The sequence below is a fragment of the Streptomyces sp. NPDC046985 genome (assembly GCF_040644415.1).
In the GTDB taxonomy this organism is placed as follows: Bacteria; Actinomycetota; Actinomycetes; order Streptomycetales; family Streptomycetaceae; genus Streptomyces.
The window spans coordinates 71,051-89,183 of the sequence record NZ_JBEYWK010000007.1; the positions used below are offsets into that span (position 1 = coordinate 71,051).

The 18,133-nt window shown below is 73.9% G+C and carries 17 protein-coding genes; 5 read left to right on the forward strand and 12 right to left on the reverse strand.

Annotation, left to right across the window (positions count from 1 at the left end; genetic code table 11):
* Window positions 1-124 precede the first annotated feature (124 nt).
* Together mug and purB are read right to left on the reverse strand one after the other, a co-directional pair.
* Window positions 125-673 (reverse strand): G/U mismatch-specific DNA glycosylase, encoded by a 549-nt coding sequence (gene mug / locus ABZ861_RS11065; protein WP_361627881.1) that lies wholly within the window; start codon window positions 671-673, stop codon window positions 125-127.
* Window positions 670-2,187, reverse strand: a complete 1,518-nt coding sequence (gene purB / locus ABZ861_RS11070; protein WP_361627229.1) for an adenylosuccinate lyase — start codon at window positions 2,185-2,187, stop codon at window positions 670-672. Before purB ends, mug begins: the two co-directional genes overlap by 4 nt.
* A gap of 130 nt (window positions 2,188-2,317) precedes the next feature.
* Between purB and ABZ861_RS11075 the strand changes: the two genes are divergently transcribed.
* The gene (locus ABZ861_RS11075) at window positions 2,318-2,878 is read left to right on the forward strand and encodes a GNAT family N-acetyltransferase (protein ID WP_361627232.1); all 561 of its coding nucleotides are present in this window, start codon (window positions 2,318-2,320) and stop codon (window positions 2,876-2,878) included.
* Window positions 2,879-3,074: 196 nt separating this feature from the next.
* On the opposite strand, the gene ABZ861_RS11080 is transcribed toward ABZ861_RS11075, so the two are convergent.
* From ABZ861_RS11080 to ABZ861_RS11100, 5 genes are all read right to left on the reverse strand, one after another.
* Entirely contained in the window at window positions 3,075-3,914 is an 840-nt protein-coding gene (locus ABZ861_RS11080; RefSeq protein ID WP_361627235.1) for an SGNH/GDSL hydrolase family protein, read from the reverse strand.
* A 127-nt stretch (window positions 3,915-4,041) separates the two neighbouring features.
* The gene (locus tag ABZ861_RS11085; RefSeq protein WP_361627238.1) at window positions 4,042-5,055 is read right to left on the reverse strand and encodes a hemolysin family protein; all 1,014 of its coding nucleotides are present in this window, start codon (window positions 5,053-5,055) and stop codon (window positions 4,042-4,044) included.
* On the reverse strand, window positions 5,052-6,485 hold the full coding sequence (locus ABZ861_RS11090) for a hemolysin family protein (RefSeq protein WP_361627241.1): 1,434 nt from the start codon (window positions 6,483-6,485) through the stop codon (window positions 5,052-5,054). Before ABZ861_RS11090 ends, ABZ861_RS11085 begins: the two co-directional genes overlap by 4 nt.
* 324 nt (window positions 6,486-6,809) lie before the next feature.
* Window positions 6,810-9,377 (reverse strand): FtsX-like permease family protein, encoded by a 2,568-nt coding sequence (locus ABZ861_RS11095; RefSeq protein ID WP_361627244.1) that lies wholly within the window; start codon window positions 9,375-9,377, stop codon window positions 6,810-6,812.
* 5 nt (window positions 9,378-9,382) lie between these two features.
* Window positions 9,383-10,291, reverse strand: coding sequence for an ABC transporter ATP-binding protein (locus tag ABZ861_RS11100; RefSeq protein WP_361627247.1), 909 nt, complete (start codon window positions 10,289-10,291; stop codon window positions 9,383-9,385).
* 273 nt (window positions 10,292-10,564) lie between these two features.
* Between ABZ861_RS11100 and ABZ861_RS11105 the strand changes: the two genes are divergently transcribed.
* Window positions 10,565-10,816 carry an antitoxin gene (locus tag ABZ861_RS11105; protein WP_361627249.1) on the forward strand — a complete coding sequence of 84 codons (252 nt, stop codon included), beginning with the start codon at window positions 10,565-10,567 and terminating at the stop codon, window positions 10,814-10,816.
* 4 nt (window positions 10,817-10,820) lie between these two features.
* Complete coding sequence (locus ABZ861_RS11110; RefSeq protein WP_361627252.1) at window positions 10,821-11,195, forward strand: fic family toxin-antitoxin system, toxin component; 375 nt, start codon at window positions 10,821-10,823, stop codon at window positions 11,193-11,195.
* Between the two features lie 203 nt (window positions 11,196-11,398).
* On the opposite strand, the gene bioD is transcribed toward ABZ861_RS11110, so the two are convergent.
* The 3 genes from bioD to bioB are packed head-to-tail and all read right to left on the reverse strand — an operon-like array spanning window position 11,399 to window position 14,736.
* Window positions 11,399-12,127, reverse strand: coding sequence for a dethiobiotin synthase (bioD, locus tag ABZ861_RS11115; RefSeq protein ID WP_361627255.1), 729 nt, complete (start codon window positions 12,125-12,127; stop codon window positions 11,399-11,401).
* A 1-nt stretch (window position 12,128) separates the two neighbouring features.
* The gene (locus tag ABZ861_RS11120; protein WP_361627258.1) at window positions 12,129-13,418 is read right to left on the reverse strand and encodes an adenosylmethionine--8-amino-7-oxononanoate transaminase; all 1,290 of its coding nucleotides are present in this window, start codon (window positions 13,416-13,418) and stop codon (window positions 12,129-12,131) included.
* Entirely contained in the window at window positions 13,411-14,736 is a 1,326-nt protein-coding gene (bioB, locus tag ABZ861_RS11125; protein ID WP_361627261.1) for a biotin synthase BioB, read from the reverse strand. The genes ABZ861_RS11120 and bioB overlap by 8 nt, the downstream gene beginning before the upstream one ends.
* Window positions 14,737-14,908: 172 nt before the next feature.
* Here bioB and ABZ861_RS11130 point away from each other — a divergent pair, with 172 nt between their 5' ends.
* Window positions 14,909-16,042 carry an 8-amino-7-oxononanoate synthase gene (locus ABZ861_RS11130; RefSeq protein ID WP_361627264.1) on the forward strand — a complete coding sequence of 378 codons (1,134 nt, stop codon included), beginning with the start codon at window positions 14,909-14,911 and terminating at the stop codon, window positions 16,040-16,042.
* A gap of 161 nt (window positions 16,043-16,203) precedes the next feature.
* Here the strand turns inward: ABZ861_RS11130 and ABZ861_RS11135 are convergent, their stop codons facing one another.
* Window positions 16,204-16,434, reverse strand: coding sequence for a DUF397 domain-containing protein (locus ABZ861_RS11135; RefSeq protein ID WP_361627267.1), 231 nt, complete (start codon window positions 16,432-16,434; stop codon window positions 16,204-16,206).
* A 29-nt stretch (window positions 16,435-16,463) separates the two neighbouring features.
* Entirely contained in the window at window positions 16,464-17,327 is an 864-nt protein-coding gene (locus ABZ861_RS11140) for a helix-turn-helix transcriptional regulator (RefSeq protein WP_361627270.1), read from the reverse strand.
* A 300-nt stretch (window positions 17,328-17,627) separates the two neighbouring features.
* Between ABZ861_RS11140 and ABZ861_RS11145 the strand changes: the two genes are divergently transcribed.
* Window positions 17,628-18,086 carry an ATP-binding protein gene (locus ABZ861_RS11145; protein ID WP_361627273.1) on the forward strand — a complete coding sequence of 153 codons (459 nt, stop codon included), beginning with the start codon at window positions 17,628-17,630 and terminating at the stop codon, window positions 18,084-18,086.
* The last annotated feature ends 47 nt before the right edge of the window (window positions 18,087-18,133 follow it).

Sequence of the window (18,133 nt, forward strand, 5' to 3'; positions counted from 1 at the left end):
TGAGCGGCGGGTCGCGGCAGCCCGCCGTGAGTGAGCGGCGGACCCCTGCCGTGAGTCGTGGCGCCCTGCCGTGAGTCGCGGCGCCCTCCGCCCTGACCTGCCGCACCTCGCCGTGACCCGCCGGTCAGGAAGCGCTTGCCGCACTCCGCAGCCGCGCGAACTCGCCCGCCATGGTCTCGGCCGTCCAGTGCGCGTTCAGGCCGCTCGGGTTGGGCAGCACCCACACCCGGGTGGCGCCGAACGTGCGCTCCTGCGGGCCGATGCGGGCCGTGCGGTCGTCGAAGGCCGCCCGGTACGCGGTGACGCCGACCACGGCCAGCCAGCGCGGCCGCAGCCGCGCCACCTTCAGCGTCAGCAGCCGGCCGCCCTCGCGGTACTCCTGCGGGGTCAGTTCGTCGGCCCGCGCCGTCGCCCGCGCCACCACGTTCGTGATGCCCAGTCCGAGCGAGGGCAGTTCGCCCTGCTCGGTCGGCTTCATCAGCCGCGGGGTGAACCCCGAGCGGTGCAGCACCGGCCAGAACCGGTTGCCGGGGCGAGCGAAGTGGTGGCCGGTCGCGGCCGTCATCAGGCCGGGGTTGATGCCGCAGAACAGCACGTGCAGGCCGTCCGCGACCACGTCCGGCACGAGACGGTCGCGGGCGGCCTCCAGCTCCGCCGGGGTGTAGCGGGTCAGAGAATCGCCCCCGGGACGTAGGCGGCGGCCTGCGGGCGCTGCTTGACGATCTCCTCGATCCGGCCGACCACCGCGGCGACCTGGTCGGCCGCCGCGCCGGTGAAGGACAGCTTGTCCGCCATCAGCGCGTCCAGCCGCGCGCGGTCCAGCGGCAGCCGTTCGTCGGCGGCCAGCTTGTCGAGCAGCTCGTTGCGCTCGGCGCCCTGCTCGCGCAGGTCGAGCGCGGCGGCCACGGCGTTCTCCTTGATCGCCTCGTGCGCGACCTCGCGGCCGACGCCTGCCCGCACGGCGCCCATCAGCACCTTGGTCGTCGCCAGGAACGGCAGATAGCGGTCCAGCTCACGGGACACCACCGCGGGGAAGGCGCCGAACTCGTCGAGCACCGTCAGGAACGTCTCCAGCAGGCCGTCCAGCGCGAAGAACGCGTCAGGCAGCGCCACCCGGCGCACTACCGAGCACGAGACGTCGCCCTCGTTCCACTGGTCGCCCGCCAGCTCGCCGGTCATCGAGGCGTAGCCGCGCAGGATCACCATCAGACCGTTGACGCGCTCGCAGGAGCGGGTGTTCATCTTGTGCGGCATCGCCGAGGAGCCGACCTGGCCGGGCTTGAAGCCCTCGGTGACCAGTTCGTGCCCGGCCATCAGCCGGATCGTCTTCGCCAGCGAGGACGGGGCCGCCGCGAGCTGCACCAGCGCGGTGACGACCTCGTAGTCCAGGGAGCGCGGGTAGACCTGGCCGACCGAGGTGAAGGCCCGGCCGAAGCCCAGGTGGTGGGCGATCCGCCGCTCCAGCTCCGCCAGAGCCGCGGCGTCCCCGCCGAGCAGGTCCAGCATGTCCTGCGCCGTGCCGACCGGGCCCTTGACGCCGCGCAGGGGGTAGCGGCCCAGCAGTTCCTCGACCCGCCCGTACGCGGTCAGCAGCTCGTCCGCCGCGGTGGCGAAGCGCTTGCCGAGGGTGGTGGCCTGGGCGGCCACGTTGTGCGAGCGCCCGGCCATGACCAGCTCGCCGTACTCGGCGGCCAGCCTGCCCAGTCGCGCCAGCACCGCCACCGTGCGGTCGCGCACCAGCTCCAGAGAGAGCCGGATCTGCAACTGCTCGACGTTCTCGGTGAGGTCCCGGGACGTCATGCCCTTGTGCACGTGCTCGTGCCCGGCGAGGTCGTTGAACTCCTCGATCCGCGCCTTCACGTCGTGCCGCGTGACCTTCTCCCGTTCGGCGATCGACGCCAGGTCCACGGTGTCCAGGACGCGCTCGTAGTCGGCGATCGCCGCGTCGGGCACCTCGACGCCGAGATCCTTCTGGGCCCGCAGCACGGCGAGCCAGAGCTGTCGCTCCAGCCTCACCTTCTGCTCGGGCGACCAGAGCGTGGCGAGCTCGGCGGAGGCGTAGCGTCCGGCGAGGACGTTCGGGATGCGGGGCTTGACGGGCGCGGAAGTCACGTGGACGGAGTCTACCCGCTGCCCCCGACGGCTCTGACGTGTCCACGCGGCCCGGAGAGCGTCGGCCGGACCCACTCCGACCTGCGCCGTTCGGGAGGTCGGTGGCGTGGTGGGCGCTCAGGCGTGAGGGTGACCAGAAGATCTGATGAGCCGATGAACGCGTCGTTATGCTGCTTCGACCAACAGGCCAGGAAGGTTCCGCACCATGAGCAGCAGCACGCCGCCTTTTCCCGATCGGATCCAGCTCACTGGGGAAGGGCTCGTTCTGCGTGACTGGACGGAAGCAGACGTGGCCGCGATGTCGGATTTGTTCGACCATCCCGACATCGCGTACTGGACGCCGATCGTCTCACCCTTCGACGAAGCGGCCGCTCGCGCACGGCTGGACCTGGACCGGCGGATGCGGGCGGAGGACACGGCCGTCCTGCTCGCCATCACCGTTGACGGCCGCGCGCCGCTCGGCGAGGTGATGCTGCGGCGCGCTCCCGAGGGCATGGAGGTCGGCTACGGGGTCGGCCCCGCGCACCGCGGCCAAGGGCTGGCGGCGAGGGCGGTGCGGGTGATGGCCGCCTATGCCTTCGGGCGACTGGGCGTGGAGCAAGTGATCTTGGAGCTTGAGGCCGAGAACGCCGCCAGCGTCGCCGTGGCCACCAAGGCGGGCTTCAGCCTGCTTGACGTGCCGCTGATCGAGGGGGAGGAGAAGGGGCGGCCCTATGCCTTGCAGACGTGGGGCCTGCAGCGGGCATCGTCAGGCTGGTCAGGGTGACTGTTCGCCGCTGAAGAGGGGCGTCCAGTCCTGTTCGGGGGGCGACGTGGAGGCCCTGAGCGCCGCGCTGGCAGCGGACCTCTCGGCCGTTCGGCCATTCGGCAGTCTGTCGGCCTGTCGGCTGCGGGCGTCGTATGGGCGAGGCCCCGCGGTTCAGCGGTGCGCGGCACAAGCCGGCGGCCGGGTGAGGGGCGGGTCAGGGCGCCACCTGGCGCCAGTGCGTGACAGGGCCGGGGTTCGTGTGGTCCGCCGGGGTGATCCAAAAGGCCTTGCCCTGCTCGGCGCTGAAGTGGGCGCCTGTGCGGCCGTCCCCGGAGGAGCGGCCGGTCAGCCGGCGGCCTATCCAGGGCAGCAGGTGCTGCTGGGCGAAGCGGGCGTCCGCTATGCGGCGGCTCGTCCAGCCCGGCGGCGCCGTCGCCGGTATCGGCGTGCGCCATTCGGGGTCCTCGGCCTCGTAGCCGAGCGACTGCCACACCGCCTCCGCGACCCGGCGGTGCCCCTCGGCCGTCAGGTGCAGCCGGTCCACGTCCCACAGTCGCGGATCGGCCAGCGACGGCGCGCCGTACAGGTCGACGACGAGGGCGCCGTGCTTCTCGGCGAGCGCGTCGACGCAGGCGAACAGCTCCTCCATGCGCGGCCGGAAGCGGTCCAGAACCGGGCCCTGGCGGCCGGGGCTGCGCATCAGCACGAGCTGCCCGCACGACGGCGTCAGCCGCTCCACCGCCTCGGTGAGCAGGGCCCGCACCCGGCCCATGTCGCACGAGGGCCGCAGCGTGTCGTTGAGCCCGCCGACCAGCGTCACCACGTCAGCCCGCATGGCCGCCGCCATGGCGACCTGTTCTTCGACGATCTGCCCGATGAGCTTGCCGCGTACGGCGAGGTTCGCGTACCGGAACCCAGGGCTCCGTGCGGCCATCCGCGTGGCGAGCTGGTCGGCCCAGCCGCGATAGGAGCCGTCGGGCAGCAGGTCCGACATGCCCTCGGTGAAGGAGTCGCCGATCGCGACCAGGCTGGTGTGCATGGGGTTCGTGTGCATGGCGTGGGCGATGGTATCCCGGCGCGTCGGCCGCATACCAAGCGGTCGGTCCAGTCCCATGGCCGGCAACGTCTTCCGGGTGTCGCGAGCCGGTGAGCCCCTCCGGTCACCGCACGCCCCGCACCGCTCACGCAGGCTGTCCGAACAGCTCCCGCAGCACGTCCTCCATCGTCACCAGGCCGGAGAGCCGCCCGTCCGCGCCGAGGACGGCCGCCAGATGCGTGCGGCCGCCGCGCATCGCGGTGAGCACGTCGTCCAGCGGCGTGCCCTCCCGGACCCGCGCGATCGGCCGCATGTCCCGCATCCGGAACGGCTCGGTGCGCGGCGAGGCGTCCAGCGCGTCCTTGACGTGCAGATACCCGATGATCCGGCGCTGCTGGTCGACCACCGGGAGGCGGGAGAAGCCGGACTCGGCCGACAGCCGCTCCAGTTGCTCCGGGGTGACCCCGAGGCGCGCGTAGACCACCCGGCCCAGCGGCAGCACGACGTCGCGCACCGGCCTGCTGCCCAGCTCCAGCGCGTCGTGCAGTCGCTCCTGCGCCCGGTCGTCGATCAGCCCGGCCTCACTGGCGTCCTTGACGATCTCGGCCAGCTCGGTGTCCGTGAAGGTGGCCGAGACCTCGCTCTTCGCCTCCACCCGCAGCAGCTTCAGCAGGCCGTTCGCGAAGGCGTTCACCGTGAAGATCACCGGCCGCAGCGCCCGGGACAGCGCAACCAGCGGCGGCCCGAGCAGCAGCGCACTGCGCACGGGCTCCGCGAGCGCGATGTTCTTCGGCACCATCTCGCCGAGCAGCATGTGCAGATACGTCGCCAGGGCCAGCGCGATCGCGAACGACATCGCGTGCCCCGCGCTCTCCGCCACGCCCACCGCGTGGAACGCCGGCTCCAGCAGGTGCGCGATGGCGGGTTCGGCGACCACGCCGAGGACCAGGGTGCACAGGGTGATGCCGAGCTGCGCCGCCGCCAGCAGCGCGGACACGTGCTCCAGCCCCCACAGCACAGCCCTCGCACGCCGGTCGCCCTCCTCGGCGTACGGCTCGACCTGACTGCGCCGCACCGAGATCAGCGCGAACTCGGCGCCCACGAAGAACGCGTTGACGACCAGGGTCGCCACTGCGATCAGGATCTGCACGGCGATCACCGGGCGGCCCCCTCACCGTCGTCGAGGCGGCTCCCGCGCCGCCCTCCGCCCGGTCCGCGGCCGCGCCCGCGCTCTCGCCCGCGGGCCTCGGCGGTCTTGGCGTCGGCGGCCTCGGCGGCGTCCTCGCTGAGCGGGGCGTGCAGCAGCACCCGTGCGGCCCGATGCCCGCCGGCGTCGGCCACCTCCAGCCGCCAGCCGGCGATCTCCAGCACGTCCCCCGCGTCCGGTATCCGGCCGAGCCGGGCGGCGACCAGCCCGGCGAGGGTCTCGTACGGCCCCTCGGGCGCCCGCAGGCCGACGCGGGCCACCTGGTCCACGCGGGCGGCGCCGTCGGCCGAGTACAGGGCGCGGCCCTCCTCGTCCGCCCCGGCCGCGGCGATGTCCGGCGTCTCGTGCGGGTCGTGCTCGTCGCGCACCTCGCCGACGACCTCCTCGACGATGTCCTCCAGCGTCGCCACCCCGGCCATGCCGCCGTACTCGTCGATGACGACCGCCATGGTGCGCCGCTCCGAGAGCCGGTCGAGGAGCCGGTCCACGGTCAGCGACTCGGGGACGAGCAGCGGCTCGCGCATGATGTCGCGGACCCGTACGCGCGTCCGCCGCTCGGCGGGCACCGCCAGCACGTCCTTGACGTGGGCGGTGCCCACCACGGAGTCCATGGCGCCGCGGTAGACGGGGAAGCGGGACAGCCCGGTCGCCCGGGTCGCGTTGGCCACGTCCTCGCAGGTCGCGCGCGCGTCCAGGGCGATGACCTGGACGCGCGGCGTCATCACGTTCTGCGCGGTCAGGTCGGCCAGGTTGAGCGTGCGGACGAACAGCTCCGCGGTGTCCGCGGCCAAGGCCCCCTGCTTGGCGGAGTGCCGGGCCAGCGCCGCCAGCTCCTGGGGGCCGCGGGCGGTGGCCAGTTCCTCGGCGGGGTCCACCCCGAGCCGGAGCACCACGCGGTTCGCCGCGTTGTTGAGATGGGTGATGAAGGGACGGAACGCGGAGCTGAACCAGCGCTGCCCGCTCCCCACCCGACGGGCCACCGTCAGCGGCGAGGAGATCGCCCAGTTCTTGGGGACCAGCTCGCCGACGACCATCAGGAACACCGTGGACAGGGCCGTCCCCAGCACCAGGGCCAGAGAGGTCGCCGCGGACCGCGAGAGGCCCAGTGCCCGGAGCGGCCCGGCGATCAGCCGGGCGACCGACGGCTGGGCGAGCATGCCGACCAGCAGGTTCGTCACAGTGATGCCGAGCTGCGCCCCGGAGAGCTGGAACGTCAGGTTCCGTACGGCCTTCAGCGCGCCGCCGGCGCCGCTCTCGCCGCGGGCGGCCGCCCGTTCCAGCGCGCCGCGGTCGACCGTCGTCAGCGAGAACTCGGCCGCGACGAAGGCGCCGCAGGCGAGGGACAGCAGCACCGCTGCCCACAGCAGGAGCACTTCCGTCATCGGCTCACCCCCCTCCCATGCTCCAGCACGACGAGGGGGAGCGCGCGGCGGTGCGCGCGACACCCGAAGGCTCGCCCATGACCGGACGCTCACCGCCTTCCCTCGCCGAGAAGCGAATGATCCTCACACGGTAAAAGATCGGCAAAGGGTGAGGCGAGGGCTGTACGGGTGAGCGTCGCGGATCGGCCCGCTGCCCCCGGCGCGCGGGCCGTCCTCCGCGCGCGGCGCCGTCCTCGCGGGGTCGAGCAGTGTGACGGAGCAGCGGGACGCGTGCGGTACGAAGCCTCCCCAGGCGCGCGGCGCCCGGGGACGCGCCGTGGGTCCTCACTCGTGCGCGATGGCCGCCAGCACGTTCATCCGGGACGCCCGCAGGGCCGGGAGCAGGGCGGCCGCCACGCCCACGACCGCCGCGCCGATCACGACCGCGACGATCGTGCCCCAGGGGATCTCCAGCGCCGTGATGCCTTGCAGGGCCAGCACCCGCTGGGCGCACAGCCCCCACACCAGCCCGAGCGCCAGCCCGAGCACCGCGCCGAACACGGCGATCACCACCGACTCGAGCCGGATCATCCGCCGCAACTGCCGCCGGGCCAGCCCGATGGCCCGCAGCAGGCCGACCTCCCGGGTGCGCTCCACCACGGACAGCGCGAGCGTGTTGACCACGCCGAGCACCGCGATCACGATGGCCAGCCCGAGCAGCGCGTAGACGAGGTAGAGCAGCACCGAGATCTGGTCGCGCACCAGCTTCTTGTAGTCCGCCTGGTCGCGGACCTGCACGTTCGGATACGGGGCGAGACGCTTCTCCAGCCGCGCCCGGAGCTGGCCGCCGGCCGTCCCGGGGGCCGCGTTCACGTACACGGCGGCGTCCGGGGTGCCGGGCGCGTACTTCGCCAGGGTGCCCATGCCGACGAACAGCCCGCCCTGGAGCCCGAAGCCCTCCGCCTGGTCCTGGTCGGTCAGCGCCGCCACGGTCAGCTCGCCCCGGCGACCGTCCTGGAACCGGGCGGGCAGCACGCCGCCCAGCCGCACGCCGTGCTTGTGGGCGAAGTCGACGTCCATGGCCATGCGTCCCTCGGCCAGCGCGGTCGCGGTGTTCCCGGCGGTGTACGTGACCTTGACGACCGAGTCCAGCCCGCGGTCGTACCCGGAGACGGCGGTCTGGACCTCCTTGCCGTCTGGCAGCGAGAGCGCGATCGCCGCCAGCCGCTGCCGTACGACGAGACCGGCCCCCGGCGTGTCCCGCACCGTGTCCGTGACCTGCTGGGAGAACGGCAGGAAGCTGCGGTTCTGCACGATGTAGTCCGCGCCCAGGGTCCGCTGGATCTGGTCGTCCAGGGAGCGGGTGATGGAGGCGCTGGCCACCGACATCCCGCCCACCAGGGCCAGGCCCACCATCAGCGCGGCCGCGGTGGCGCCGGTGCGGCGCGGGTTGCGCAGGGCGTTGCGCTGGCTCATCCGTCCCACCGAGCCGAACAGCCTGGGGAACGCGCCGCCCAGCACCCGGATCAGCGGGCGGACCAGAAGCGGCCCGGCCGCCACGGTCGCGATCAGGGTGAACACGATGCCGACCCCCAGCAGCGAGGCGGCGGTCGCCGTCCTGGTCGCCGCGGCGCAGCCGGCCAGCGCCGCCGCCCCGACCGCCCCGAGCGCCGCGCCCACCAACGCGCGCACCCGCAGCGGCCTGCCCACCCCGGCCACTTCGGCGTCCGCCAGGGCGGCCATGGGCGAGACGCTCGCGGCCCGCCGGGCCGGGAGGTAGGCCGCCAAGAACGTGACGCCGACGCCGACGGCGTACGCGGCCGCGGGCGTGGTCCAGCCGACGGCCATCTCGGCCGTCCGCAGGTTCATCCCGAAGGCGCTCATCAGCCGGATGAGGCCGGCCGCGAGGCCGATCCCGGCCGCCAGGCCCACGGTGGAGGCGATCAGGCCCAGCAGCACCGCCTCGGTCAGCACCGACCGCCGCACCTGCCGCCGGTCGGCGCCCAGGGCGCGCAGCAGGCCGAGTTCGCGGGTGCGCTGGGCGATCAGCATGGAGAAGGTGTTGACGATCAGGAACACGCCGACGAGCACCGCGATCCCGGCGAAGCCGAGCATCACATACCTGATGATCTTGAGGAATCCGCCCAGGCTCGCCGCGGCCGACTTGGCCTGCTCACCGGCGGTCTTCACGTCGTAAGCCTTGGCGCCGACGGCCGCCGCGACGCGCTGCTTCAGCGCGGCGTCGCCGACGCCGCGGACCGCGTCGACCGAGATGCCGGTGGCGCGGTCCGCGGCGCCGAGCAGCTTGGTCTGCGCGGTCGGCGTGTCGAGGAACAGCAGGGCGGCGCCGGGGTTGGTCGTGGTGAACGTGGCGACGCCGACCACCCGGACGCGGAACGCGCCCGGCTGGGCCTGCACGGTCAGCACGTCGCCGACGCGCACGTGCTGGTGCGCGGCCGTGTCGGCGTCCAGCACCGCCTCGCCGTCGCCGCGCGGGACGTGGCCGGAGGACAGCTTCACCGGGCTCTTGTCGGTGGTCTGCCAGTTGCGGGCGATGGTGGGGGCGCCGGTGGTCGGGCCGACCGGCCGGTTGCGGCGGTCGACGACCACCGCGTTCTCCACCGCCGCGTCCACATGGGTCGCCGCCACGCCCCGCACCCCGGCCACCCGCCGGGCCAGGTCGGCGGGCAGGGTCTGCACCGCGCCGGTGCGCAGGGGCGAGCGCAGATCCTGCTTCGGGGACACCGTGACGTCGGCGGCGGTCGAGGCGAAGAGCCGGTCGAAGGTGCGGGTGACCGTGTCGGAGAAGATCAGGCTGCCCGCCACGAAGGCCACGGACAGGACGATGGCCAGGGCCGAGAGCAGCAACCGCCCCTTGTGGGCGAGGAAGGTGCGCAGCGTCGCCTTGAGCACGGGGGTCAGACCTCCCCGACGGCGGTGCCGTCCCCGCCGCGCAGCAGGCGCCCGTCCTCGACGAACCGGTCGTCGGGGCGGCCGTCGGGGGCGCCGTCCGCAGCCGCGGAGCGGACCATGACGGCGACGTCGGCGCTCTGCCTGGAGGGGCTTCCGGCGAACAGGCGCATCCGCTCCAGGACGGCCTCCGCCGTGGGCCGCGCCATCTCGTCCACGATCCGCCCGTCCGCCAGGTAGAGCACCAGGTCCGAATGGGCCGCCGCGTTGGGGTCGTGGGTCACCATCACGACCGTCTGGCCCAGGCTGTCCACGGCGTCGCGCAGGAAGCCGAGCACCTCCAGGCCGGCCCGTGAGTCCAGGTTGCCGGTCGGCTCGTCCGCGAAGATCAGCTCGGGCCGGGAGGCGAGCGCCCGCGCGCAGGCCACGCGCTGCTGCTGGCCGCCGGAGAGCTGGGCGGGCCGGTGACTGAGCCGGGCTCTGAGGCCCAGCGTGTCGATGACCTGGTCCAGCCAGGCCGTGTCGGGGGCGCGGCCCGCGATGTCCATGGGCAGTGTGATGTTCTCCAGCGCGTCGAGGGTGGGGATCAGGTTGAACGACTGGAACATGAAACCGATCCGGTCCCGCCGCAGCCGGGTCAGCTCGGCGTCCTTCAGCCCCGTGATCTCGGTGTCCCCGATCCACACCTGGCCCGCCGAGACGGTGTCGAGCCCCGCCAGGCAGTGCATCAGCGTCGACTTGCCCGAGCCCGAAGGCCCCATGACCGCGGTGAAGCGGCCGCGCGCGATGTCGACGTCCACGGAGTCCAGGGCGAGCACGGCCGTCTCGCCCGACCCGTAGGCCTTGGTCAGCCCGCGGGCGCGGGCCGCGGACCCGCCGCCTGGCGCGCGGTCCGCAGCCGCCGCAGATGTGGACACGTGGGCCTCCTCGGTGGTTCGCCGACCCTGACGGTGCTGAGTCATGACTGGTTTGTCCCCCGTCGAGCGTAGTGTGAGCGGCCGCACAGCCGGTATCCCCCGATGGGCCGAGCCGGGCGCCGCCCGAGGGGAGAGCGGGGACGGCTGAGAGGCGGACGGCGAAGGCGGGGGAGGGGCGGAGGCGCCGGGGTCCGATGGTGGACGCGCGGGCGCGCGCCCGCCCGGGACGGCGCGCCCTTGCCGACGCTAGCGGTTCGGCGCTAGCGTCGAGGCATGGCGAAGACCCAGTTGAACGTGAGGGTGGACGAGGGCACCGCGCGCGCCGCCCGCGAGCGCGCCCTGTCCCGCGGCATGAGCGTCAACCGCTACATCGAGGAACTGGTCCGCCAGGACACCGGCGAGGCGGGCCACACCTTCGTGGAGGCCGCGGCCGACTTCATGAAGAGCTACGAGTCGGTGTTCGCCGACGAGTTCGGGGCCGACCGCGAGGGCCGTCGCGGTCACCGGAGCGAAGGCCGGCGCTGATCCGTTGAAAGACCTCCGCATCGACCTCGCCTGGCTGCTGATGCTCGCGGAGCGGATGACCCCCGGGGACCCCCAGGTCACCGACTGGGGCGCGCTCGTCGCGGCGGTGGCGCGGCACCGGGCCGAGATCTTCGACGTCCCCGTCTACGACACCCCGTACGCCCGAGCCGCCGCCCTGCTGCAACTCCTCGTGCACGTGCCCGCCCTGGAGCGCTCCAACGCCCTGTTCGCCTCCGCGGTCGCCTACGCCTACCTGGTCGCCAGCGGCCTGAAGGTCGTCACCTCGCCCGAACAGGTGCGCGACCTGGCCCGGCTGGTCAAGACCGGCGAGGCATCGGTGCAGGACATCGCACGGGAACTGCGCCAGTGGAGCCTGTGAGGACGAACCGGCCTCGCGTGCGCCTCGGCGCCCCGGCACTCCCGCGGGCGGCGCCGGGTAGGCGCGGCCGCGTGCGCCATGTCCCGTACGCGCGTCACGTCCCGTAAGGGGCGGCGCGGGCCGTGCGGCACCCGAGTCCGCGGGGCCGGTCGCCGCACGGCGCCCCGCCGCTCACGGGCGGGCGCCGGTGAGCGCCCGGCCGCTCACGGGAACGACGGCGGCGCCTGCTCCTCGGTGAACGCCTCCGCGTTCCACCGGCCGTGCAGGCGGGGCGCCAGCCACCCGGGCGCCTGGTCGCGGAAGCGGGCCGGGGCGAGCGCGCCGGCCCCGTCGGGCAGGACGCCGAGCAGCGGCGCCCCGGCCACGAGCGGCAGGTCCGCCACGTTGCAGCGCGCGGCGAGGTCCGGCTCGGCGGGCCAGCTCCCGATCACCACGCCCAGCAGGTCCAGCGAACGCGAGCGCAGTTCACGGGCCGTCAGCTCGGTGGTGTTCAGCGTGCCGAGACCGGCGGAGGCGACGACCAGGACCGGCGCCCGGAGCGACTGCGCCGCGTCCGCCAGCGTTCCGCCCGCCTCGTCGAACCGTACGAGCAGACCGCCCGCGCCCTCTACGAGCACCAGGTCGTGCTCCGTGGCGAGCTTGGCCGCCGCCTCGGCCACCTCCAGGGGGCGCACCGGAGCGCGGCCGGAGCGGCGGGCCGCCGTGCCCGGCGCCAGCGGTTCGGGATAGCGGGCGGTCTCGGCCGCGGTCACCGGCCCGGCCAGCCGGGCCGTCTCGGCGGCGTCTCCGTGCTCGCCGGGCCCCACCCCGGTCTGCGCGGCCTTCAGCACGGCCACGGACCGGCCGGCGGCGACGGCCGCGGCGGCGACGGCCGCCGTGGTGACCGTCTTGCCGACCTCGGTGCCCGTGCCCGTGATCACCAGTACCGGCATCTCATCCCTCCCGCGCCGCCGCGCACACCGCGCGGGCGATCCGTGCGACGTCCGCGTCGTCCGTGACGTACGGCGGCATCGTGTACACCAGGTCCCTGAAGGGCCGCAGCCACACGCCCTCGCGGACCGCGGCCCGGGTCGCCGCCGCCGTGTCCACCGGGTGGTCGAGCTGCACCACTCCGACGGCGCCCATGACCCGGACGTCCTTCACTCCGTCGAGCCCGGCCGCCGGGGCCAGGCCCTCGCGCAGACCCGACTCGATCCGCTTGACCTGCGCCCGCCAGTCCTGCCCGAGCAGCAGGCCGATCGAGGCGCACGCCACGGCCGCCGCGAGCGGGTTGCCCATGAACGTCGGGCCGTGCGCCAGCACCGGCACCCGGCCGCGCGAGATCCCCTCGGCCACCCGCGCGGTGCACAGCGTGGCCGCCAGCGTCAGGTAACCGCCGGTCATGGCCTTGCCCACGCACATCACGTCCGGGGACACGGCCGCGTGCTCCGCCGCGAACAACGCGCCGGTGCGGCCGAACCCGGTCGCGATCTCGTCGAACACCAGCAGCACGTCGTGCGCGTCGCACGCCTCGCGCAGCACCCGGAGGTAGGCGGGGGAGTGGAACCGCATCCCGCCCGCGCCCTGCACCACCGGTTCGACGATCACGGCGGCCAGTTCGCCGGCGTGCCGTGCGATCAGGTCGTGCAGCCCGGCGGCGTACGCCTCGTCGTACGCGGCGGGCGGGGCGCCGGCGAACACCTGGCGCGGCAGCACGCCGGTCCACAGCTCGTGCATGCCGCCCTCGGGGTCGCACACCGACATCGGGTGCCAGGTGTCCCCGTGGTAGCCGCCCCGCCAGGTCAGCAGCCGCTGTTTCTCCGGGCGGCCGAGCGACCGCCAGTACTGGAGGCACATCTTGACGGCGACCTCGACGGAGACCGAGCCCGAGTCGGCGAGGAAGACGTGCTCCAGCCCGTCAGGAGACATGTCGACGAGGAGCTTGGCGAGGCGGACGGCGGGCTCGTGGGTGAGCCCGCCGAACATCACGTGACTCATCCGCGAAAGCTGCTCGCGCGCCGCCTCGTTGAGCACGGGGTGGTTGTACCCGTGGATCGCGGCCCACCACGACGACATGCCGTCCACCAACTCACCGCCGCCGTCGGCGAGTTTCAGCCGCACTCCGCTCGCCGACTCCACGACGAGCGGGTCCTGGCGGCCGGGCATCGGCCCGTACGGGTGCCACACGTGCCGCCGGTCGAGGTCCAGCAGCTCGGGCACGCTGAGGCCGGAGGGCTCAGGCATTGGGGGCGAGGTCCGTTCCGGCGCCCCGGCGGCGCACGGTCACGAGATCGGTGCGGGCCCCGGCGGCGCCCGCCCGGCCCGTCGCCGTCTTCCCGGCCGCCTCGGCCTTCCCGGCCGCCTCTGCCGTCTCCGACTTCTCACCGGCGGCCGGTGCGGCCGCCCCTCCGCACACCCCGCCGCCCTCGTGCACCCCGCACCCGGCGCCCTGATGCGACCCGCATCCGGCGCTCGTCGACGACCCGCATCCCGCGGCCGCGTCCTCGCGGCTGCCCGCGTCCGCGCCCGCGTGCGCACCGCAGCCGCCCCCGGCCGCCGTGCGGTGCTGCGGCAGGGTCACCTGGTCGGCGCCCTCCACCTCGAACCCGGCGTCCGCGATCATCTCCAGGTCGGCCCGGCCCGCCTGGCCCTCGCTGGTCAGGTAGTCGCCGAGGAAGATCGAGTTGGCCAGGTGCAGCGCGAGCGGCTGCATGGTGCGCAGGTGCACCTCGCGGCCGCCCGCGATCCGCACCTCCACGTCCGGGCAGACGAAGCGGACCATCGCGAGGATCCGCAGGCAGCGCTGCGGGGTCAGGTTCCACTCCTTGGCGAGCGGGGTCCCCTCGAACGGGATCAGGAAGTTCACCGGAACGGAGTCGGGGTCCAGCTCGCGCAGCGCGTACACGACGTCGACCAGGTCCTCGTCGCTCTCGCCCATCCCGGCGATCAGCCCGGAGCAGGCGGACAGCCCGGCCGCGTGCGCCTTGTGCACGGTGTCCACCCGGTCCTCGTAGGTGTGGGTGGTGGTGATGTCCCCGTAGGTGCTCTGGGAGGTGTTGAGGTTGTGGTTGTAGGCGTCGGCGCCGGCCGCGCGCAGCCGCTCGGCCTGGCCGTCGGAGAGCAGGCCGAGGCAGGCGCACACCTCCACGCCCTCGTTGCCGTCCTTGATGGCCTGGATGGTCTTCGAGACCCGCTCCACGTCGCGGTCCGTCGGGCCGCGCCCGCTGGCCACCAGGCAGACCCGCTTGGCCCCCCCGGCCAGCCCGGCCGCGGCGGCATCCGACGCCTCCTCGGGGCCCAGCCAGGTGTACTTGAGGATGTCGGCCTTAGAGCCGAGCCGCTGCGAGCAGTAGGAGCAGTCCTCGGGGCAGAGCCCGGACTTGAGGTTGACGAGATAGTTGAGTTTGACCCGTCGGCCGAACCAGTGACGGCGCACCCTGCCGGCCGCCGCCACCACGTCGAGCACGTCGTCGTCGGAGGCGGCCAGCACGGCCAGCGCCTCCTCGCGCGTCGGCGGCTCGCGCCGAAGTCCCTTGTCCACCAACGTGTTCAGCAGGTCCATGAGAGCCGATCCTGTCCTACGGGGCCGCCCCGTTCCAAGGAGAGTGTGCACAACGACGGACGGCACGGTGTGTGGGTATCGCCACACTCGGGCGGACGGGGCCGCCCACTAGGGTCGCGGACGGGGCCGCCCACCAGGGTCGGCGCACTGCCTACATCTGCCCGGAGGAGCCATGGCGTTCGGCTGGATCGACGAGCAGGCGGAGCTGCGCCGCCGGGCCGGACTCGTCCGGACGCTGCGGCCCCGCCCGGCCGACTCGCCGCTGCTGGACCTCGCGGGCAACGACTACCTGGGTCTGACGCGCCATCCGGAGGTCACCGAGGGCGCCGCGGCGGCGGCGCGCACCTGGGGCGGCGGCGCCACCGGCTCCCGGCTGGTCACCGGCTCCACCGAGCTGCACGCCCGACTGGAGCGCGAACTGGCCGAGTTCTGCGGCTTCGAGGCGGCGCTCGTCCTCTCCTCCGGCTACGCCGCCAACCTCGCCGCGGTCACCGCGCTCGCGCCGCACGGCTCGCTGATCGTCTCCGACGCGGGCAACCACGCCTCGCTCATCGACGGCTGCCGACTGGCCCGGGGGGAGCGGCAGGTCGTCGGGCACAACGACCCGGAGGCCGTGCGCAAGGCGCTCGGCGCGCACGCCGGGGGAGGGGCGGCGATCTGCGTCTCCGACACGGTGTTCTCGGTCGACGGCGACGCGGCCCCCCTCGCCGCGCTCGCGGCCGCGTGCCGGGAGCACGGCGCGGGTCTGGTCGTCGACGACGCCCACGGCCTGGGCGTCCTCGGCCCCGGCGGCCGGGGCGCCCCGAACGCGGCCGGGCTCGCCGGGGCCGACGACGTGGTGGCGACGGTCACGCTGTCCAAGTCCCTCGGCAGCCAGGGCGGCGCGGTGCTCGGCCCGGCCCGGGTGATCGGCCATCTGCTCAACACGGCCCGGACCTTCGTCTTCGACACCGGGCTCGCCCCGGCGGCGGCGGGCGCGGCGCTGGCCGCGCTGGGAGTGCTGCGCCGCGAGCCGGAGCGCGCGGCGCGGGCGCGCGCGGTGGCCGCCGGGCTGCACGCGCGCCTGACCGCGGCCGGACTGGCGGCGGTGCGCCCGGACGCCGCGGTGGTCTCCGTGCGCGCGCCGTCTCCGGAGGCGGCCGTGCGCTGGGCGGCGGACTGCCGTGCGGCGGGCCTGGCCGTGGGCTGTTTCCGGCCTCCCTCCGTGCCCGACGGCGTCTCCCGGATCCGGCTCACCGCCCGCGCGGACCTCTCCGAGGCGCAGATCGAACGCGCCGTGCGGGTGATCGACGAGACGCGTCCCTGACCCGCCGGCGCAGGGCGCGGCGCCGCCTCGTGCCGTGACCGGAGAAGTGCACCGGCCCGCCCTTTCCGGCCACCGCACGAGGCGTGCTGACCCGCCTGAACCACCCTGCGAGTCAACACGCCCGGCACGTCGATGTCCTGATCCCCGCCGTCGTGCCCCGGTCAGAGACGGGACAGTGCGGCGGTGAAACCAGACCAGCTCTCCGGGGAGAACAGCAGCGCGGGACCGGCCGGGTGCTTGGAGTCGCGCACGGCGAGCAGTCCGGCGCCGGATCCCGACGACGGACGGGCCGTCTCGACGCAGTTGTTGGCGCCCGTGCTGTAACTGCTGCGCAGCCACCGCGCGCCGTGCAGATCAGTGCTGGAAGGTACGTTCCGCGGTCGAGCGGACATGGCGCCTCCTTACGCGCTCGTACGCGCCGTCACCCGCCCCGGCTCAGGGCGGCGATGAACTCCAACGAGTCCTCGGTGGACAGGGCGTGGAAACGAAGGGTGTCGAAGGCCCCGGTATAGGCCCCCACGTCTTCTTTCCGTTCGAGGTGGAGGCTACGCGTCAAGTGGTCGAGAACGACCACATCCAGATCAGAAGTGTTCGAAAAAGAGAAGATAACGAAAGGCCCGGTGATGCCGATGTGCGCTCCCGCGGCGAACGGCAGGATCTGGAGCCGTACGTGCGGCAGCCGCGCCGCCTGGGCCAGCCGCTCCCGCTGCCGCGCCATGGTCTCCGGGCCGCCGACCTCCCGGCGCAGCACCGCTTCGTCCAGCACGGCGTTCAGCTCCAGCGGGGGATCGGCCCGCAGCACGTCCTGGCGGGCCAGCCGTACCTCCACCAGCGCGTCCAGCCGCTCGTCGTCCAGTTCTCCCACGGCGGCCCGGGTCACCGCCCGCGCGTACGCACGGGTCTGGAGCAGCCCGGGGATCACGGAGGTCTCCAGCGTGCGCATCGCGGTCGCCTGGGACTCCAGGCTGATGAAGTCCCGGTAGGCCGACGGCAGCACCCCGTGATAGGCGCGCGACCAGTGCGGCCGCCCCTCCTCGCCGTCCCCGGGCCCCGTCAAGGCCATGATCAAGTGGCGCGATCGGGAGTCGCGCACCGCGTACGCGTCCATCAGCAGCCGTACGTCGGCCGGTTTCGCCCCGCTCGCGCCCGTCTCGATCCGGCTCACCTTCGACTGGTGCCAGCCCACCCGGCGGGCCGCCTCCTCACTGGTGAGACCGGCGTCGGCGCGCAACGCGCGCAGTTCGGCGCCCAGTTTCCGGCGGCGCACCGCGGGACCGTGCCGCATCGACTGCTCCTCGCTCCTTCGCCGGGCCGACCACAGCAGCCTCCGGCGCCCCGCGTCACATACGGTCTCCTGTCGCAGAGTTCACCGGATCGAGCGATAGATATATGCACTTCTCGGCGGATCGCCTCCGTGACCGTCCCAGCGGTGGCAGGGTGACGGCCACGCACAGTCCGGGACCGTACGCGCGCACCATCCACACCGCGTCGGAACCGCCGTCCGCCGGGGAATCCGGCGGCCGCGGTCCGGATCCGGCGGGATCCGGCGTCCGACGAGACCCGACGGGAAAGGGACGACGTCGCCATGGCAGACCATCTGGAAGCATCCGTCACGCTGCCGAGCGACCCCGCCTCGGTCCCCGCCGCGCGGAGCTACGCGGTCGGCGCCCTCGCGGAGTGGGGCGTGCCGTCGGACGCGGAGATCGCCGACACGGTCCGGCTCATCGTCTCCGAACTCGCCGCGAACGCCGTGCTGCACACCTCGGGCCAGTCGCCCACCTTCACGGTGGACCTCGTGCTGGAGCGCGACGAGCGGTTGCGCATCGGCGTCACCGACGGGCACCCGCAGTTCCCCAGACGACTGCCGCCCGCCCTGCGGCAGGACGGCGGCCGGGGCATGGTGATCATCCGTTGGCTCACCGCGGAGTGCGGCGGCCGGCTGACCGTGCTGCCCACCTGCGAGGGCGGCAAGACGGTCTGCATCGAACTCCCCTGGGCCTTCCGGGACCGTCCGGTCACCACGACCGACCCGCAGAACCGCTGAGGGAGCGTCAGCGCGTGAGGCTTCCTCCTCCTGAGTGCACCGTGGTG